Genomic DNA, 16,061 nt, shown 5'->3' with positions numbered 1-16,061 from the left:
GGTGATCATTTCATCACAAAAAAACACTTTTTCTCACTTCCGGCCCCGCCAGAGAGGCTTTTTTTGTGTCAGTGACCGCACGCAGGAAAAAAGTGTTGTTGTTGACATTTGAAAAGATGTAGACAGCCGAAAAGGAAGCACGGAGAATTCCCTGTCACGATTTGCTTCCACCTCCACCTCTTGGAACAGGATTGAACATGAGCGCTCAATATCGCCTCCATTACGCGCCGGGTCTGGCCAACCTTCCCATCCACATGATGCTGGAAGAGATCGGTGCAGACTACGAACTGGTTCGGGTTGACAACAAAAAAGGCGAACACAAAAGTGAAGAATATCTGAAACTTAACCCGCTTGGCCGCATTCCTGTTCTCGAAGACGGACGTCTGGCAATCAGCGAGACGGCAGCGATCATGCTTCATCTTGCAGACCGCCACATGGAAGCACGCCTTGTCCCGGATTTCACCTCTCCGGAACGCGCCCGTTTTTACCAGTGGCTGATGTATCTCACCAACACCGTTCAGCCCGATTTCATCATCCTGAATTACGCAGACAGATACACAACCAGCGCAGATGGACAAGACGCTGTGGTCGAGGCCGCTCAAAAAAGGCTGCAGGAACATTTCGGTTTCATTGATGCCCACCTTGCACAAAAGGGACCCTTCATGATGGGGAAAGCCTTCTCGGCACTGGACTTCTTCCTGATCATGCTGTGCCGTTTTGGTCGCAATCTGCCATCCCACCCCCGCGATCTTCCTGCTCTTGGACAGTTCTGTGAAGCAGTTCTGACCCGCCCTTCTGTTCAGCGAAGCTTTGAACAGGAAGGCCTCCAGGACGCACCACTCGGTTAAAACAACAACAGGATCATCTTGATCCACAGGCTGGAAAGGACGGATCAGCCATGCTGAACGCCATCAGAGACACCTGGGCCATTCTCCTCGGCGTTGCCTTCATGATGCTGGGGAACGGTCTGCAAGGTTCAGCACTGGGCCTTCGGGCCGACCTGGCCGGGCTCGATACCTTTGTCACCGGTATTGTCATGACCGGTTACTTCATGGGTTATTTTATCGGCTCCCTCACCACCCCGAACCTGCTGGCGAAAGTCGGGCATGTCAGGGTTTTTGCGGCTTTTGCCTCGCTCGCTTCCGTCGCCAACCTGCTGTTCCCCATCTATACGGATCCGGTTTTCTGGTTCTTTGCCCGCGTCATTACCGGGATCAGTTTCTCTGCCCTGTACATTGTTGTGGAAAGCTGGCTGAACGAAAGCTCCACGAATGAAAACCGCGGACAAATCCTTTCCATCTACATGATCCTGTCCTACGGCGGTCTGTCCCTCAGTCAGCTGCTTTTGAACGTCGGTCCCGTCGAAGACTATATCCTCTTCGTCATCATGTCCGTGCTTGTCTCCCTCGCACTGGTTCCGACATCTCTGACGGCGACACGCGTTCCGAACTTCGAGGCACCGAGTCCTGTCTCCATTGTCAGGCTGTGGAGAATTTCACCGCTGGGTCTGACCGCATCACTCAACAGCGGCCTGAGCATTTCGGCCATTCTCGGTGTCGGGGCCGTCTATGCCAACCAGGTCGGCATGAAGACTTCTGATGTTGCGCTGTTCATTCTGCTGATGAACATGGGTGGCCTTGTCTTCCAGTATCCGATCGGGAAGCTGTCCGATACAATGGACCGACGCCAGGTCACAGTTGTCCTGTTCTTTGCCTCGGCCATACTGGCCTTTGCCTGCCACAAGCTTGCCAGTGCAGATGCCACGCTCTGGTTCCTTGGGGCAGCCTTTGTTTTTGGCGGAACAGCCCTGCCGATCTATTCCCTGTCGATTGCTCACACCAATGACCACCTGGACAGCTCGGAAATCGTCAATGCAACAGCGGCCCTGATCAAGGTCAATGCCGTTGGAACCATTCTCGGCCCCCTGCTCGTTTCCGGCGCCATGTCCTATCTCGGGACAGAAGCCTACTTCCCCTTCATGATCACGATCATGCTGCTGACCGGCGTCTTCGGTCTCTATCGTATGACCCGTCGTGCCGCTGTTCCGCTGGAGGATCAGGGCGACTTCGTTGCTGTCCCTGCCAAGGGTACAGCCATGGTCGCCACGCTGACACCGGAAGCCGAGGAATGGCTGGAAGAACAGGAGGCTTCAGTCTCCGTTTCCGACAGTGAAATCCTGACTGATGCCGAGGAACTGCTGGACGACGGCCCGGCCCTTTTCGAGGAAGAGACAGACGACAACAAACCGGACAAGGACTTCTAGTTCCGGTTCAGGAAAACGGCAAAAAACTCGAAAACAAAGCTGATCAAAGGCTCAGGCCCTCACCAACTGTGAGGGCCTTTTCCACTTCCCCCTGCATCCCTCAAAAGCCGGATAAAACACATCCGCACAACAGTGGACAAACAGAGGGAACAGAGGAATTTCCCCTCCCCCCATTGATGTGCTCCGTCTGTTTTTGAGCAAACTGCCCTGCTGCCAAAAACTGATCCCTGTTGGTTTTTTCATGAAATGACTGAAATCCATTCACGTAAATTGGAATATTATGTGATTGAATTTAATCCAATTGAAGCTGAGCCTAAAACCGATATCGCAGACGTCGTCGTTGAGTATTTTGACAATGCTTCGCGTGATTGGTTTTCATCTGGCAGAAGGACAATTGGAAGATGGCAGCTCTTGCAACTGAGACACCAACTCATCAATTAGGCTTCAGGACCGAAGAGCTGTTTGATACAGCCAACTACCCAATCCATCAGGCCGACAGCTCTGCATTCCGAGAACTTGTCGAGGACACAACCTTCAGGCTTGGCGAGACCAATTGCGCCCAACTCGGCAGCTTCATCCGCCCGGTCATTGTCGAACAGATGCAGGAAGAGGCCGCTTCGCTGTCCGGACATGCCGTCTTCCACTCCACATCCCTGAACCCCTATTTTACCGAACCCCCGGAAGGATTGCCCCGTGAGCATCCCCTGATGAGGTTCGCCCCCCGTCGCCACGGCATGGTTCGCGCCGACCGGTTTCCAAGAGAAGGCGTGATCTGGTCCATCTTCCAGAATGCAGACCTCTGCCATTTTGTCGCCCGGGCCCTGGGCCACGAGAAGCTCTACACCTACCGGGATCCCTTTGGCAGTGTGAACATCAACGTCCAGCCCGAGGGCTGCGAGTTCCCCTGGCATTTTGACAACAACGAATTCACGATTTCCCTTGGCCTGACCCAGTCCCCCGGGGGCGGGGCGTTCGAATACGTGCCCAATCTGCGGACAAGCGAAGACGAAAACTATGACGCTGTACAGAGGGTTCTGGATGGTGACCGCAGTCACCTGCGATCTCTTGTTCTCAAACCCGGAGATCTGCAGCTTTTCAAGGGAGGTTACACCCTTCATCGCGTAACAGCGCCTTCCACAGGCGAGCGGCAAAGCCTGCTGCTGAGTTACGTCACAGACCCCGAAGACATCACAACATCGGACAAGGCTATCCGCATCTGGGGAGAAGCCGCAGCAGAACACTATCAAAAAGACAAGAAGATCAAAGAAACTCAATAACTTTGACACATAAAAAAAGCGAAAACTGGGAGGTCTACAAAATGAAAGACAAACTGTTCAAAAAGGGATTAAATCGACGCCACTTCCTTGCCGGAAGCGCAATCGCGGCAGGTCTGACTCAACTGCCTGCCCCCTTGCTTGCAAGCCCCAAAAAGGGAGGAACATTCCGGGTCTCTGTCAATCAGGGCGGCACAAGCGACACTCTGAACCCGGCCGAAGCCAACGGTTCACAGCAGATCATGGTTGGCTGGGCTCTTCGCAACAACCTGACGGAAATCGGACCGGACAACAAGTTGCGGGCGGAACTGGCCACAGACTGGCAATCCGACGATGCTGCAACATGGATTTTCCAGCTTCGTCAGGGCGTTACCTTCCACAACGGAAAAACCCTCGGTGCGGAGGATGTTATTGCCTCCCTGAATCTCCACAGAGGTGAAGACAGCACCTCAGGGGCCAAGTCGCTCCTTGCGGCTGTGACCGAGATCAGTGCCGAGGGAAACAGCGCGGTTCGGATCACGCTGTCCGCGCCAAACGCCGACTTCCCGTTTATCCTGTCAGACTATCACTTCCAGATCATGCCTGTCGGTGCTGACGGTACGGTGGATACCTCCGGTGTTGGCACAGGCGGCTATACCCTGAAAGAATGGAACCCCGGGATCAAAACAGTCCTGTCCAGAAATCCGGATTACTGGAAGGAAAACGCAGCCTACTTTGATGAAGTCGAAGTGCTTCTCATTTCTGATTCCGCTGCAGCAACGACTGCGCTGGTCACTGGCGAGATTGATGCAATCCAGTCCGCCGAATACAGAACGCTGTCACAGCTCGAACGAAGCAACCACGTCTCCATTGAGTCGATATCCGGCGGCTTCCACCCCACCTTTGCCATGCAAACCGGCATGGCCCCCTACAACAATCGCGACGTCCGTCTTGCCCTCAAGTACGGCATCGACAGGGAAGCAATGGTCAAGCGCGTCCTGAGGGGCCATGGCATTGTGGCCAACGACCACCCCGTTGCACCAACCATGCCGTACTTTGATCCCGATCTGGAACAGAGAACCTACGATCCTGACAAGGCCAGATACCATCTCTCCAAGGCCGGTCTGGAAAGCCTTGATGTCAGTCTGAGTGTCTCGGACTCCCTCTTTGCCGGAGCCGTGGATGCCGTGACCCTCTACAGGGAACAGGCCCTTTCCGGAGGGATCGGAATTGAAGTCGTGCGCGAACCGAACGACGGCTACTGGTCAGATGTCTGGCTCAAAAAGCCTTTCTTCACCAGCTCCTGGGGCGCACGCCCCGTGCCGGACATGATCTTCTCGACAGCCTACGCAGCAAAAGCGGACTGGAATGAGACCCAGTTCAACAATGAACAGTTCGAACAGTTGATGGTCGCGGCCCGATCGGAACTGGACGAAAGCAAACGCGCCAGGATGTACGCAGACATGCAGTTGATCCTCCGGGATGAAGGTGGTGCTGTCATCCCCTTCTTCCGCAACTTTGTATACGCGCGACGCAAGAACATTGAACGCAGCCCGGAGGTTGCCTCCAACTGGTCCCTGGACGGTTACAAGGCAATCGAAAGATGGTGGCAAGCCTGATTTTCATCAGTCGCAAAGAGGTGACGGCACAGCTGTCACCTCTCTTCAACAACACGATTCTTTTTGGTTGGGCCGCGTAATGTACCCCCTTTTATTCCTGGTGCTTCAACGCCTTTTCCTGGGGGCGTTGACGCTGTTTGTCGTTTCCCTGGTCATCTTCGCTTCCATTGAACTGCTGCCCGGAGATGTTGCCGAACAAATTCTCGGTCAGTCCGCCACGCCTGAAACGCTGGCGGCCTTCAGGACAGAACTCGGGCTTGATCTGCCCCCGCACACGCGATACCTGAACTGGCTGAACAACCTGCTGGCCGGTGATCTGGGAACATCCCTGATCTCTCAGACGCCGATAACAGACCTCTTGTCGGAACGGCTGTACAACACCTTTTTCCTGGCTGGTTTCGCAGCGCTGATTTCTGTTCCGCTGGCGCTCTTTCTGGGCATCCTGACAGCGCTTCACAGAGGTTCAAGCCTCGACAAGGCTGTCAATGTCGTCTCTCTGGCAGCCATTTCAGTTCCGGAATTCTTCGTCGCCTATATTCTGGTCTTTATCTTCTCGGTCGAACTGGCCTGGTTTCCGTCAATTGCCAATCTGTCCTCGGATGCCTCCCTGCTTGAACGCCTGCACCGGACCTTCCTGCCGGCGCTGACACTCACGCTCATTGTGACGGCGCATATGATGCGCATGACGCGGGCCTCCATCATCAATCTGCTGGCCCTGCCCTACATTGAAATGGCGCGCCTGAAAGGGGCCACGCCAACGCGAACCATCGTTCGCCACGCCCTGCCCAATGCCGTTGCCCCGATTGTAACGGTCGTGGCCATCAACATGGCCTATCTGATCGTCGGTGTTGTCATTGTCGAGGTTGTCTTTGTCTACCCCGGTCTGGGCCAGTTGCTTGTCGACAGTGTGTCAAAGCGTGATTTCACCGTTGTCCAGGCCGCCTGTCTGATCTTTTCCGCAACCTACATCCTCTTCAACATGATTTCAGATCTGATTTCAGTCATGTCAAACCCGCGCTTGAGGCATCGGAAATAGAACCATGACTTCTGCTCTTCAAAAACTGCACAACATTCCAGCCACAGCCCTGTTCGGGATGTTTGTCATCGCCTGCTATATTTTTGTTGCCCTCTTTGCACCGGTTATCGCACCGTACGGGGAAAGCGAAATTGTCGCCTACGAGTTCGAACCCTGGTCGCGGGACTTCTGGCTTGGAACAGATTCACTGGGGCGGGATATGGCAACCCGCATGATCTACGGAGCCCGCAACACCATTGGCATTGCCTTTGTCACAACACTGCTGACTTTTCTGCTTGGCTGCGTTGCCGCCTTTCTTTCGGCAACGCTTCAGGGGTGGGTCGACCAGATCATTTCCCGCGCTGTGGATGTCATCATTTCCATCCCCACCCTGATCTTTGCCCTGCTTTTGCTGACCATTTTCGGGACCTCTGTCTACAGCCTGATCATTGTGATTGCGATCATCTACTCGACCTTTGTCTTTCGGATCGCCCGGGCTGTTGCTGTCGGAATTGTGGTGATGGACTACGTCGAGGCCGCACAAATTCGCGGAGAAGGGCTCTGGTGGATCATGAGCAGGGAAATCCTTCCCAATGCCGCCCCGCCTCTAGTCGCCGAATTCGGTCTCAGATTCTGCTTCGTCTTTCTGACCATTTCCGGCCTGAGCTTTCTCGGTCTGGGCATCCAGCCCCCCGCAGCGGACTGGGGCTCCATGGTACGGGAAAATGCATCACTCATCACCTTTGGCGATCTGACCCCGCTGATCCCCGCGTCTGCCATCGGCCTTCTGACCATCGCCGTGAACTTCATTGTTGACTGGATGTTGCACAAGGCAAGCGGACTGAAAGAATAAAGAGGGCGAAACATGAGCAAAGACACTCCACTGGTAGAAATCCGCAACCTTGTCATCGAAGGAAAGTCGGACAATCAATGGCAACCCATTGTCAAAGGCCTTGATCTCACGCTCAACCGTGGCGAGGTCCTCGGGCTGATCGGGGAAAGCGGAGCCGGAAAGTCAACTCTGGGCCTTGCAGCCATGGGATTTGTCCGCGACGGATGCCGTTTTGCCGAGGGCACTGTGCACTTTGACGGAACAGAGTTGACGAATTCGGACTGGGAAACACGAAGAGGCCTGCGCTCAACACGAATTGCCTATGTTGCGCAGTCTGCTGCAGCCAGCTTCAATCCGGCCTTTCAACTGATTGAACAGCATGTTGAATTTCCTGTCCTGCGCCAGACCCACACTGCCGAAGAAGCGCGGGAAGATGCGATAGCACTCTATGAGAAGCTCAGGCTCCCCGATCCCGGGAACATCGGTTTCCGCTACCCTCACCAGGTCTCCGGCGGTCAGCTGCAACGGGCCATGACAGCCATGGCCATGGCCTGTCGCCCGGATCTGATCATCTTTGACGAACCCACCACAGCGCTGGATGTCACAACACAAATCGAGGTTCTGAGTGCAATCCGGAATATCGTTGAGGAGTTTGGCACCGCTGCAATCTACATCACGCATGATCTGGCCGTGGTCGCACAGATGGCCAGCAAGCTGATGATTTTGCGCCATGGTGAAATTGTCGAGGAAGCCCCAACCGGACAGATCCTGACTTCGCCAAAGGAAGACTATACCAGGAGCCTCTGGGCTGTGCGCTCCTTTGCAACAGAACACAAGAAAGAACCATCTCCAGAGGCACAGCCGGTTTTGTCCCTGCAATCAGTAACAGCCACTTACCCGGGAATGGCCTGGCCGGTCCTCAAGGATGTGTCGATTGATTTCCACGCAGGACGAACGGTTGCCATTGTCGGTGAGAGTGGCTCAGGAAAATCGACACTGGCCCGAACGATCACAGGCCTGCTGCCGCCTGACAGCGGAACAGTCCTTCTGGAAGGAAAAGAGTTACCCGGACAGTACAAAAACAGGTCAAAAGACCAGCTCAGACAGGCACAGATGATCTACCAGATTGCCGACACAGCCTTGAATCCCAAGCAGAAGATCCGCGATATCATCGGTCGCCCCATGCAGTTTTACCGGGGGCTGAAGGGCAGGGAACTGACAGAAGAAGTCCGCGCCCTGCTCTCGGCCATTGAGCTTGATCCGGACACCTATATCGACCGCCTGCCCTCGGAATTGTCAGGAGGCCAGAAACAAAGGATCGGCATTGCCAGAGCACTGGCAGCAAAGCCCAAGTTCATTATCTGTGACGAGGTGACATCTGCACTGGACCAACTGGTCGCAGAAGGCATTCTGAAACTTCTGGACAAGCTGCAACGTGAATTTGAACTCAGTTACATGTTCATCACACACGACATTTCAACAGTGCGCGCAATTGCCGACGAGGTCGTGGTCATGAAAACGGGGCAGATTGTCGAACAGGGTTCCAGAGACCAGATCTTCTCCCCCCCACACGAAGCCTACACGGATCTGCTTTTGTCATCTGTGCCGGAAATGGATCCGACATGGCTGACACGGCTTCTGGAAGAACGCGCCAGCAAAGAACTTTCAGAGCTTTGATGCGTCAGGGATTTCCTGAACGAAATCCCTCCGAATACACTCTTCATGAACGAGACTTCCCATGCGTAGAAACAGACAAAAACGTGTCTCTTCGCCTTCTCAGGCGATGCCCACCCTTCCCCCGACTGGCGGACGGTTCCACCCCCTTACAGATGAAAAGGCAACGCTTATCACTGATGCTGCCTTTGATATCCTCGCACGGATCGGTGTCTCCAATGCCCCTGACGCGATCAGGGAGCTGGCTCTGAACAATGGAGCTCAGCAACGACCGGACGGACGTCTGGTCTTCTCCAGAACCCTGGTCGAGGACTTTATTGCGAAGGCCTGCAAAAAGGTTGAACTCCCCGGTTACCTCAAGAACAGGGGCATTGAGGTCGGCGGAGGCCGCGTTCACATCGGAACAGGCGGAGCAGCGGTACAGGTGCTCGACACTGTCCGGCAGGAGTTCAGGCACAGCACAGTTCAGGATCTCTACGAGCTGATGCGTATCGTGGATATCTGCGACAACATTCACTATTCCCTGAGACCCGTGGTGGCCCGGGATCTGGAAGACCCGCTGACACTGGACATCAACACGGCCTTTACCGCCATGAAGGCAACATCAAAGCCGATCGGCACCAGCTTCTTTGAAGCGGCCAATGTCGCCCCGGTGATCGAGATGTTCGATACAGCACTGGGGGGACAGGGTGCCTTTCGCAGGCAGCCTTTCTGCTTTGCATCGATCTGCCATGTGGTTCCGCCCCTGACACTGGCCGAGGAAGCCTGCGATGTCATGCTGGAATGCGTGAACCAGGGCATGCCCCTGCAAATCTGTTCCGCAGCCCAGGCCGGCGCGACCAGTCCTTCGGCTCTCGCAGGCGCTCTCGCACAGGGGCTCGCAGAATCACTGGTCGGCCTTGTGCTGACCAATATGATGCAACCGGGTTTCCCTTGCATTCTGGCGTTCCTGCCCTTTATTTCCGACCTGCGCACCGGCGCAATGACGGGCGGTTCCGGTGAAGCGGCAGTCGCCAATGCTGCCGCAGCACAGCTCCTTTTGCGTCTTGGCCTTCCATCAACGGTTTCGGCAGGCATGACCGACGCCAAAACCGCGGATGCCCAGTCCGGCTATGAAAAAGGCTACACCATTGCCCTTGCCGCCCAGGCCGGCGCAAACATGATCAATCTCAGCGTTGGCATGCTCGGGTCCATTATGGTTGCCAACAAGGAAGCCCTGGTCATTGACGATGACATGTGCGGAGCAATTCTGCGCTCGGTGAGAGGCATCGAACTCTTTGACGGAGCGATTGATCTGGACATGATCGAACAGGTCGTCACCGGAGAAGGGCATTTCCTCGGGACAGCACAAACACTGGACCTGATGACCAAGGAATTTGTCTATCCGTCACTCGGCAACAGACAGAGCGTCAACGACTGGCTGGACAGTGGAAGCCAGACAATTCTCGACCGTGCCCTCGCAAGGGTTTCCGAAATAGAAAACCTGCCTGCGCCCGAGCATCTGCCTGCAGATGTCGAAGCGCGCCTGCGTGCGCATTTCCCCATTCGCCTGAAAGATTAAGACTATGAAGAAACAAGCAAAAGTCGTCATTATTGGCGGTGGTGCCGTCGGTGTCTCCACCCTTTATCACCTTGCAAAGGCCGGTGTAACAGACACATTGCTGATCGAGAAAAACGAACTGACAAGCGGTTCGACGTGGCATGCTGCGGGGAATATCCCGACCTACGCCAATTCATGGGCGGGCATGCGCGCAGGCAATTACGCCTGGCGTCTGTACAAAGACCTTGCCGAAGAGGTCGATTACCCCATCACCTATCGCCACACCGGCGCCTTCTGGCCTGCCCACACACAGGAGCGCATGGAACTGTTCAGACACCTCGTCGGGATTTCCAGGGGGCTGAACTATGACATGGCAATGCTCACACCGTCTGAAATGGATGCGATGCACCCCTATTTCTCATCAGGTGACAGCATTCTCGGAGGAATTTATGACCCGTACGAAGGCGATGTTGATCCCAGTCAGCTGACACAGGCCCTGGCAAAGGGTGCCAGAAGCCTCGGAGCAGAGATTGCCCGCTTCACAGAGGTCAAAGCTGTCAGCCGTCGTCCTTCCGGTGAGTGGCAGGTTTCAACAGACAAGGGCGAGGTCCTGTGTGACATCGTCATCAATGCCGGGGGATACTACGGGCGCAAGGTCGGTGAAATGGTCGGACAGAAACTGCCCGTCGTGACCCTCGAGCACCAGTATCTTGTGACGGAGCACCTCTCTGCACTGGAAGAAAACCCCGAAAACTTCCCGCTCGTTCGCGATCCGGACATCATGTATTACCTCCGTCGGGAAGGAAACGGATTGCTGCTGGGCTCCTATGGGCACGAAGGTCGCCCGGCCTGGCTGGACGGAATGCCGGACTGCTTTGCCAACCAGCTCTATCCGGACAATGTCGATGATTTTATGGGTGTCTTCGAAGCAGCCATGGAACACGTTCCCCTGCTCGGAGAAGCCGGGGTCAGCCGCTTTGTCAACGGCCCGATCCCCTACAGTCCCGATGGCGCGCCTCTTTGTGGTCCGGCCTTTGGCCTGCCAAACTTCTATCATGCCTGCTGCTTCCCGGTCGGGGTCACCCACTCCGCTGCCGCAGCCAAAACACTGACGGAATGGATCACCGAGGGCGAAACGGAATGGGACATGTCCATGTGGGATCCCCGCCGTTTCGGAGAGGAATGGGCAAGCTTCGACTACACCGTCAAGCGCGCCAGCGAGCTCTATGAAAACCAGTATGCGATCCCCTACCCCCATCGCGTGTGGGAATCAGCCCGCCCGGTCCAGACAACTCCCCTCTACGACAAGCTCAAGGAAAAGGGAGCTGTCTTCGGACAAGTTGCCGGATGGGAGCGGGCCTTCTGGTTTGAAACAGACACAATCCGGAATGATGGCACCTTAAGCTTCCATCACGAAATCTGGCATGATGCCGTCAAGGCAGAATGTGAAGGCGTCAGAGACAGGGTCGGTGTCATGGATCACGGCGGCTTCACCCGTTATGAAGTTGACGGCCCGGATGCAACGGCATTTCTGGATTATGTTTTCTGCGGCACCATGCCAAAGGTCGGCCGCGTTAAGCTCAACTACATGCTGACCCCCAAAGGCAAGGTCTGGTCAGAAGCCACGATCGCCCGTCTGGAAGAAAACAGATATCTCCTGTGCGGCCCCACACTGGCTGACCAGCGCGATTTTGACTGGATGTCCCGCTTCTCATCAGACTTCAATGTCAAGATTCGCCGCGGTTCGGAGTTTGATGCTGCACTGATGGTCATGGGACCAAAGTCCAGAGAGACACTGCAGCCCCTGACCAGCAGTGATCTCTCTGCAGAAGCAGCCCCGTGGATGTCGGTTCGCGAGATTGACATTGCCGGTGTCCCGGCACTGGCCCTTCGTGTTTCCTATGTCGGCGAGTTGGGTTGGGAGCTGCACATCAGGTCCCGCGACCTTGAGACCGTCTATGATGCAATCCTTGCCGAAGGTGCCGACAAAGGTCTGGTTGAGTTCGGCTCCTACGCCCTGAATGCCATGCGGGTTGAAAAGGCCTACCACGGCTGGGGACAGGACTTTGGCATTGAATACACCGCCTTTGATGCCGGTCTGGACCGTTTTGTCAGCAAAACAAAGGAGACTTTCATCGGTCGGGACGCCTTTCAGGCCCAGTCCGAAGCCGGGCAGGACTACCATTTTACAAAGTTCGAGCTGGATGGCATCGGGGCCACTCCGCTTTCCTCCGACCCGATTTGTCGCAACGGCCAACCGGTCGGCTATGTCAGTTCGGGGGCCATCGGCTTCCGCATCGACAGGCGTATTGCGCTTGGTTTCCTGAATATCAAGGCTGAAGCGGGCGAAACCTTTGACATTGAAATCCTTGGTGAACCCGTCAGGGCAACCATTGTGGACGCGCCTTTCTATGATCCTCAAAACGACCGTCTGAAAGGATAACCCCATGACGAAAACCATCCCTTCAGAGGTTCAGGTTGCAATTGTCGGCGGCGGTATCATTGGCTGTGCAACAGCCTATCATCTCGCCAAAGCAGGCTGGGCCGTCGCCCTTTTCGAACGCAGGAAACTGACCAGTGGTACGACCTGGCATGCAGCCGGACTTGTCTCTGAAACCCAGGGTGTTCCCGTGATGTCGAAACTGGCCCGGTACGGTCTGGATCTGATGGAAAGCCTGGAAGAGGAAACAGGTCAGAACACAGGGTTCAAGCGCAACGGCTCCATAACCCTGGCCCTGCATGACGCCCGGATGGAAGAATTGCGGCGCAAGGTCGATTATGCGCACGGCTGTGGTATCAGGGCAGAGGAAATCTCCCCCGGGGAGGCCCGCGAACGCTGGCCCCTCCTTTCCACACATGATGCGAAAGGTGCCTTCTGGTTCCCCGGAGACGGCTATACCAATCCGATTGACACCACCATGGCTCTGGCAAAGGGAGCCAGACAGAATGGTGCACAGATTTTCGAGGACACCAAAGTCAATCAGGTTGTTATCGAAAACAGTCGCGCTATCGGCGTCGAGACCGATCAGGGGTTTGTCCGCGCAGAGCACGTTGTCAATGCAACCGGTATGTGGGCACGGGAATTCGGCCTGTCCCATGGCGTCCAGGTTCCGCTTCACTACACAAATCACTATTACGTCGTGACAGACCCCATCGAAGGTGTGACAGGCGACCTGCCCATTTTGCGTGTCATGGACGAATACGCCTATTACAAGGAAGACGCCGGCAAGCTCCTCATCGGCTGTTCCGAGCCCGATGCGACACCATGGCTCCCCGAAGGAGGAATCCCGGAGAAGTTCAGCTTTGATGAACTCCCCTGTGACGAGGAGCACCTTTTCCCGATCCTTGAAGCTGCAGCCGAGAGGGTTCCCGCCCTGGCAGAAACCGGCATTCGAAAGTTCTTCAACGGCCCGGAAAGCTTTACGCCCGATGGCAGACATTATCTTGGCCCGGCCGGTGACATCAGAGGACTCTGGATTGCAGCAGGCTTCAATTCCACCGGTATCCAGAATGGTCCGGGCGCAGGCAGGGCTCTGGCCGAATGGATCATGACAGGTCACATGACAATGGATCTGACCGATGTTGATTCACGAAGGATCATGCCGGGGCTGAACGCCCGCAGCTACACAGCGGAAAAGGCAGCGGAAACATTGTCGCTCGCCTATGCCATGCACTGGCCCTATCATCAGAAAACAGTGGCGCGGGGGCTGCGTCGCACGCCCTACTACAGGGATCTGAAAGTCGCCGGAGCCCGGTTTGGTTCCAGCAATGGCTGGGAACGCCCGCTGGTGTACAGCCCGGATTTCAGTGACGGCTTTGATCCGCAGCCCTGGTTTGAAGACTGGGAAGCAGAACACAAGGCCCTGCGCAGCGATCTGGGGATGATCGATCTGACCTTCGGACGCTTTGTTGTTGACGGGGAAAGGGCAGAGCAGCAAATGCAGCACCTTTGCTGTTCCGACATGGCAAAAGGTACGGGCACACTGACCTACACCCACATGCTCAATGAACAGGGGGGTATCGAAGCAGACATAACCGTCGCCCGCCTGTCCGAAAACCGCTTCATGATCATGGCTTCAGCAGGAGCCGAACCGCAGACAGAACACTGGCTCAGAACGCAGCTGGAGGGATCAGGCACCTCTGTTGTGAATGTCACCTCTTCAGAAGCGACGCTTGCGCTCATGGGGCCCCGTTCCAGGGAATTCCTTGCACAGCTGACAGATGCCGATCTTTCAAATGAGGCCTTTCCCTTCGGAAGCTGGCAGGATCTTTACATTGGGCATTGCCCGGTCAGAGCCCAGCGGATCACCTATGTCGGCGAACTGGGCTGGGAGCTTCATATTCCCTCGGAATTTGCCCAGCAGGTTTACGAAACCATCACATCCGCTGAAAAGCCGCCCAGACACTGCGGAGGGATGGCCGTTGATTCCTGTCGTATTGAAAAGGGGTTCCGCCACTGGGGGCATGACATTGGCCCCTTTGACAGCCTTCTTGAGAGCGGTTTGCTCTTTACCTGTGATTTCAACACGGACTTCCTTGGCAAGCAGGCCGTCTTAAAACGCCGCGAAGACGGTGCAAAAAGCAGAATGCTCCTGTTCCGCCTGAACGACGAAAGGGCTCTTCTCTTTGGCAAGGAACCCATTTTGCGCGATGGGAAAATCGTCGGGCGTCTGACCTCTGCAAGCTATGGCTGGACAACAGGCGGAGCCATTGGCATGGGGTATGTCTCCCGCTCCGGGGAAACCACATTGCAGGAGCTTGCCAGTGCCTCCTACCAGATTATGGTCGCAGGTCAGGCAATGGAAGCCACCGCAAGCCTGAAAGCCCTCCACGACCCGGCCAGCGAGCGGATGCGCGCATAAGCCCGGCCACCCGGCTAGACTGTATTGAAACCTGCTGCAGACTGCTCGCACCATTCGGCGAGCAGCTCTGCAACCTGATAGTTGGGATCTTCCTTGCTCATGTCTTCAGTCCGCAAGACAGCTTTCCAGGGAACATTGATGCCTTCCTCGGTGACCTGTGCACCAACAATCCTCTTTTCCGACAGGGCTGTCTGAATAGCCCAGCCTGCCAGCACACTGGTTCCCAGTCCTGACGCAACCAGCTCGACAATCGCTTCGGGAAGCTCGACCGTTGTCGACCATTTCGGATAGGTGTCTGTCGGTCTGAAAAGGCGCGCAAACTCCTTATCCGGCTCCGGCACCTTCGTGTAGGTGATAAAGGCTTCGCCAACGATATCGTCACCAACAATGAACTCGCGCCCGGCCAGACGATGCGAAGGCGGCATAATAAAATACAGGGGGTCTTCAAACAGCGGTACAGAAGAGAGGCCAATCTGGTTGTGCTCTCCCGAGACGATCGCAATGTCAATGTTGCGATTCATGATACTGGTGAGCGGATCCTTGCGCGCACCGGCCATGATCTGAAGATCAATTCCCTTGCGCCTTGATTTCAAAAACTTAACGAAATCAGGCAACCAGCGATAGTTGCTGTAAGCTTCCACAGCCAGACGCACCACATGCTGAACCCCGGCATTCATCCTGCGCACATCCTCTTCTGCCCGACCGAGATCGGACAGGATACGCTCGGCAACCACAGCCATGTAATCTGCTGCAGGTGTCCTGCGCAAACGCTTGTGTACCCTCGTAAAAAGCTGAACATCAAGACGGCGCTCGGCCTCGCGCAGGCGGTGAGACAAGGCCGAAGGCGTCACCCCCAGCTGCTCTGCTGCGTCTGTGATACGCCCTGTTTCGATAATGGCCTGAATTAGCTGAAGATGACGAAGATCAAGACGGGGCTTCATAACAATACCTGAAAAAAATTCAACAAAATTAGAAAACTTCGAGATTGGAATTCAGTCAAGTA

11 protein-coding genes are annotated in these 16,061 nt (G+C 55.5%); 10 read left to right on the top strand and 1 reads right to left on the bottom strand.

What is annotated here, in order from left to right; translation table 11 throughout:
- Positions 1 to 197: 197 nt before the first annotated feature.
- The 10 genes from AAAH10_RS11465 (at position 198) to AAAH10_RS11420 (ending at position 15,058) form a co-directional block, all read left to right on the top strand.
- Positions 198 to 848 (top strand): glutathione S-transferase family protein, encoded by a 651-nt coding sequence (locus tag AAAH10_RS11465; RefSeq protein ID WP_343563642.1) that lies wholly within the window; start codon positions 198 to 200, stop codon positions 846 to 848.
- A 50-nt stretch (positions 849 to 898) separates the two neighbouring features.
- Entirely contained in the window at positions 899 to 2,263 is a 1,365-nt protein-coding gene (locus AAAH10_RS11460; RefSeq protein WP_343563641.1) for an MFS transporter, read from the top strand.
- A gap of 401 nt (positions 2,264 to 2,664) precedes the next feature.
- Positions 2,665 to 3,540 carry a HalD/BesD family halogenase gene (locus AAAH10_RS11455; protein ID WP_343563640.1) on the top strand — a complete coding sequence of 292 codons (876 nt, stop codon included), beginning with the start codon at positions 2,665 to 2,667 and terminating at the stop codon, positions 3,538 to 3,540.
- 41 nt (positions 3,541 to 3,581) lie between these two features.
- Positions 3,582 to 5,135: an ABC transporter substrate-binding protein gene (locus tag AAAH10_RS11450; protein WP_343563639.1), complete on the top strand. Its 1,554-nt coding sequence runs from the start codon at positions 3,582 to 3,584 to the stop codon at positions 5,133 to 5,135.
- A gap of 79 nt (positions 5,136 to 5,214) precedes the next feature.
- Complete coding sequence (locus tag AAAH10_RS11445) at positions 5,215 to 6,171, top strand: ABC transporter permease (RefSeq protein ID WP_343563636.1); 957 nt, start codon at positions 5,215 to 5,217, stop codon at positions 6,169 to 6,171.
- A 4-nt stretch (positions 6,172 to 6,175) separates the two neighbouring features.
- On the top strand, positions 6,176 to 7,003 hold the full coding sequence (locus tag AAAH10_RS11440) for an ABC transporter permease (RefSeq protein ID WP_343563634.1): 828 nt from the start codon (positions 6,176 to 6,178) through the stop codon (positions 7,001 to 7,003).
- A 12-nt stretch (positions 7,004 to 7,015) separates the two neighbouring features.
- Positions 7,016 to 8,659: an ABC transporter ATP-binding protein gene (locus tag AAAH10_RS11435; RefSeq protein ID WP_343563632.1), complete on the top strand. Its 1,644-nt coding sequence runs from the start codon at positions 7,016 to 7,018 to the stop codon at positions 8,657 to 8,659.
- A gap of 61 nt (positions 8,660 to 8,720) precedes the next feature.
- The gene (locus tag AAAH10_RS11430; RefSeq protein WP_343563630.1) at positions 8,721 to 10,217 is read left to right on the top strand and encodes a trimethylamine methyltransferase family protein; all 1,497 of its coding nucleotides are present in this window, start codon (positions 8,721 to 8,723) and stop codon (positions 10,215 to 10,217) included.
- A gap of 4 nt (positions 10,218 to 10,221) precedes the next feature.
- Positions 10,222 to 12,639: a GcvT family protein gene (locus AAAH10_RS11425; protein WP_343563628.1), complete on the top strand. Its 2,418-nt coding sequence runs from the start codon at positions 10,222 to 10,224 to the stop codon at positions 12,637 to 12,639.
- Positions 12,640 to 12,643: 4 nt separating this feature from the next.
- Positions 12,644 to 15,058, top strand: coding sequence for a GcvT family protein (locus AAAH10_RS11420; RefSeq protein ID WP_343563626.1), 2,415 nt, complete (start codon positions 12,644 to 12,646; stop codon positions 15,056 to 15,058).
- Between the two features lie 14 nt (positions 15,059 to 15,072).
- Here AAAH10_RS11420 and AAAH10_RS11415 read toward each other — a convergent pair whose 3' ends face one another.
- Positions 15,073 to 15,999, bottom strand: a complete 927-nt coding sequence (locus tag AAAH10_RS11415) for a LysR family transcriptional regulator (protein WP_343563623.1) — start codon at positions 15,997 to 15,999, stop codon at positions 15,073 to 15,075.
- Between the last annotated feature and the right edge of the window lie 62 nt (positions 16,000 to 16,061).

The organism is Carbonatibacter coralli (assembly GCF_039592655.1).
GTDB classification, from domain to species: Bacteria; Pseudomonadota; Alphaproteobacteria; order Kiloniellales; family Kiloniellaceae; genus Carbonatibacter; species Carbonatibacter coralli.
Note: the sequence above shows the minus strand (reverse complement) of the source record. Positions and strands in the feature narration are given on the sequence as shown.